This is a genomic window from Caulobacter sp. D5 (genome assembly GCF_003185805.1).
GTDB lineage: Bacteria > Pseudomonadota > Alphaproteobacteria > Caulobacterales > Caulobacteraceae > Caulobacter.
The window spans coordinates 1-3,272 of the sequence record NZ_QHJY01000468.1 but is presented as its reverse complement, the minus strand read 5'-3'; the positions used below and the strand labels follow the sequence as shown (position 1 = coordinate 3,272).

Annotated in this window: 3 protein-coding genes and 1 pseudogene; 3 read left to right on the top strand and 1 reads right to left on the bottom strand. The window is 70.4% G+C overall.

Annotation, left to right across the window (positions count from 1 at the left end):
- A pseudogene (locus tag DMC18_RS23735) lies at positions 1 to 220 on the top strand (anti-sigma factor); the annotation flags it as partial.
- Between the two features lie 123 nt (positions 221 to 343).
- On the opposite strand, the gene DMC18_RS23730 reads toward DMC18_RS23735, so the two are convergent.
- Positions 344 to 565, bottom strand: coding sequence for a flagellar basal body rod C-terminal domain-containing protein (locus DMC18_RS23730; RefSeq protein ID WP_110118165.1), 222 nt, complete (start codon positions 563 to 565; stop codon positions 344 to 346).
- Positions 566 to 811: 246 nt separating this feature from the next.
- Here DMC18_RS23730 and DMC18_RS23725 point away from each other — a divergent pair, with 246 nt between their 5' ends.
- Positions 812 to 2,494, top strand: coding sequence for a M28 family peptidase (locus DMC18_RS23725; protein ID WP_110118166.1), 1,683 nt, complete (start codon positions 812 to 814; stop codon positions 2,492 to 2,494).
- A gap of 25 nt (positions 2,495 to 2,519) precedes the next feature.
- The gene (locus tag DMC18_RS23720; protein WP_370443980.1) at positions 2,520 to 3,212 is read left to right on the top strand and encodes a DUF998 domain-containing protein; all 693 of its coding nucleotides are present in this window, start codon (positions 2,520 to 2,522) and stop codon (positions 3,210 to 3,212) included.
- Positions 3,213 to 3,272: the final 60 nt, after the last annotated feature.

Here is a 3,272-nt window from a genome sequence, read left to right as displayed (position 1 = left end):
CTTACAGGGGCAGGCGCAGGCGGGCGTGGCCTGCCGGACCAGCGACGCCTGGCGCGTGCTGGCGGTGTCGCCGGCGGCGGCTCCGGCGGCGGGCGGCGAGTATCGCCAGGCCGGCTCGGAGACGCCGGCCGCGGTCCTGGCCGTGGTCGACAGCATGATCGCCGGCGCGCCGCTGGATGCGGCCGGCGAGGCCAAGGCCGTCAAGAGCGGCTGGCGTTGATAGACAAGCAGCGGATTGGGTCGCCGCCTCCCGGATAGACTAGGGGAAAACCCGGGAGGCGGCGTATCCGCGCCCTTCGCAGGGGGGGACGCGAGGCGGGCGCGGACAATGACCGGAGTGCGGCTAGGCCAGAAGGTCCAGCAGAGCCCCGGTCATCTCGTCGGCGGTGCGAAGCACCGCGGCGTTGGCGGAAAAATCGGTCTTGGCCGAGATCTGCGCGACCCGTTCGGTCGCCAGATCCGTCTTGGCCCCAGCCCCCGGGTCCGCCGCGACGCGCTGGGCGCTGGCGGCCAGACGACTGGTCGCGGCGCTCATTCCGGCGGCGGATATCGAGAAGGCCTGCATGAACCGTTTCCCCTGTCTCTTTCGCGAAACTGGCGGGGTTCGGTTAAGCTCTTCTTCATATTTAGGGTGAATTTCGATCGACCTTACCAAGTTATGTAGAAAATCTTTGCCGTTAAGGTTACCGAGCGCGACGCCTGTTGCGCGCTTATCGTGAAGCCTCAGGCCAAGCTCGGCTCGACAAGTCGCCGCCGTCTCTGCAAGGTCGCCGGCTTCGCGGGCCGTGGGGTCCGCCCTGGAGCCTGCTGCATGCCCGTTTCGCGTCGCGCCGCCCGTCTTGGCGCAACCTGCCTGAGCGCCGTCCTGCTGCTCGCTGCCTTGCCCGTCCAAGCCTTCCCCCTGCCAGGATCCAAAGGGGCCTTCGTCCCCTCGCCCGAGGCGATGCGCGCCCACATGACCTTCCTGGCCGACGACCTGATGGAAGGCCGCGAGGCCGGCACGCGCGGCTACGACCTGGCCGCCAACTATGTCGCCGCCCAGTTCGCCCTGCTGGGCCTCAAGCCGGCCGGCGACGCCGGGACCTACCTTCAGACCGTGCCGCTGGTCGCCTATCGCGTCGCCGCCGACGGCGAGCTGAAGGTCGCCGAGGCCGGCGCGGCCCAGGCCGCCCTGACCTTCGGCGAGGACTTCCTGCCCTCCCCGCAGGCCGACAAGGCCGAACTGGCCCTGAACGCGCCGCTGGTGTTCGTCGGCTTCGGCATCAGCGCCCCCGAACGCGGCCGCGACGACTTCGCCGGGCTCGACGTGGCCGGCAAGATCGTGGTGGTGCTGGCCGGCGCGCCCAAGGGCTTCCAGACCGAGGAACGGGCCCACTACGGCTCGCTCAACATCAAGCGGGTCGAGGCGGCCCGGCGCGGTGCCGTCGGCGTGCTGATCCTGAGCGCGCCGTCGGGGGAGAAGCGCCGGCCGTTCGCGCGCGGCATCGGCGGCAACCGCGACTGGCGGATGACCTGGCGGGCGCCGGACGGCTCGCCCTTCATCCGCGGCGCCTCGGCCCCGAGCCTGGGCTCGATCAGCGTCAAGGGCGGCCGGAAGCTGTTCGGTGGGGCCGCCGACCGCCTGGAAGCGGCCTACGCCGCCGCCGAGACGACCGAGGGCAAGGTGGCTGGTTTCGCTCTGCCGACCACGGCCCAGGTCGCGCTGAAGAGCCAGATCGAGCAGCGCCGCAGCAGCAACGTCGCGGCCCTGATCGAGGGTTCGGACCCGACCTTGAAGTCCGAGGTCGTGGTGCTGAGCGCCCACCTCGACCACGAGGGGGTCCGCGAGAACCCCAAGCCGGGCGAGGACGCGATCTATAACGGCGCCCTCGACAACGCGAGCGGGATCGCCACCCTGCTGGAGGTCGGCCGCGGCTTCACCGGCGGCAAGGCCCGCCCCAGGCGTTCGATCCTGCTGCTGGCGGTCACCGCCGAGGAGAAGGGCCTGATCGGCTCGGAATATTTCGCGCACAATCCGACCGTGCCGAAGGCGAGCCTCGCCGCCGACGTCAATCTGGACATGCCGGTGCTGCTCTATCCGTTCGTCGACGTGGTGGCCTTCGGGGCCGACCGCTCGACCATCGGTCCGATCGTGGCCAAGGCCGCCGCCCGCGTGGACGTGGCCCTGTCGCCCGACCCGATGCCGGAGGAAGGCCTCTTCACCCGCAGCGACCACTACCGCTTCGTCGAGCAGGGCGTGCCGTCGGTGTTCCTGATGACCGGCTTCAAGAACGGCGGCGAGAAGGCGTTCAGGGACTTCCTGGCCACGCACTACCACAAGCCCAGCGACGACCTTTCGCAGCCGATCGACTACCAGGCGGCGGCCAAGTTCGCCCGGGTCAATTACGAGATCGCCCACGACCTGGCCGACGCCCCGCAGCGCCCGACCTGGAAGGCCGGCGACTTCTTCGGCTCGATGTTCGCGCCTCAGGGCCATCCTTCGGCGGCCCGTTGAGCGGGAACCGATCGACCGGAAGACGATTGACCGACGAGACGGACGGGCCGATTTTGCAGGCTCGTCCTTATCAAGAGGGAATCTGGTGGCCAGCACGGGCGCGCTCCTGAAGCTCGGCGTGATCACGCCCGTGGCGATGGTCGCGGACGTGTGGCTGGCCCAGCGGCTGTTTCCCGGCTTCGACCCCGGCGCCCAGTTCATCAGCGAACTGGGCGGCCCGGCCGCGCCGGCGCCGGTGGTGTTCAACCTCGGCATGATGCTGGCCGGGATCGCGGGGCTGTTCGCCGGAGCCGGCTTCGCCCACGCCCTTGAGAAGGCCGGCGGCCGCCGCCAGGTCTCGGCCTTCGCCGGGCTGTGGGTGGCGCTGACGGGCCTGGGGGCGTTCTTCGCCGGGGCCTTCCATTGGCCCGATCCGATGCACCGCACCTGCGGCGTGGGCCTGGCCATCCAGTTCGCGCCGCTGTTCACCGCCTGGGCCCTGTGGGGCAAGCCGGGCTACCGCCGCCTGGCGCACTTCTCGCTGGGCTGGTTCTTCGGCCTGCTGCTGGTGCTGGCCCTGCTGACCGGGGCCTGGAACATCCGCACCGGAACCGATGTCGGCCTCTGGCAGCGGGGACATGCGTTCCTGGGCCTCCTGTGGCTGGGCATCGCCGCCTGGACCCTGGAACGCGGCTGGCGCACCGCGCCGGCGACGGACCTGGAAGCGGCGGCGGCGTAAAGATGCTCCCCCTGAAGGGGGAGCTGTCGCGAAGCGACTGAGGGGGAAGTTGCTGGTGAG

Coding starts and splice junctions, on each gene's coding strand:
- DMC18_RS23730 (WP_110118165.1), bottom strand. CDS start 565: ATGCAGGCCTTCTCGATATCCGCCGCCGGAATGAGCGCCGCGACCAGT.
- DMC18_RS23725 (WP_110118166.1), top strand. CDS start 812: ATGCCCGTTTCGCGTCGCGCCGCCCGTCTTGGCGCAACCTGCCTGAGC.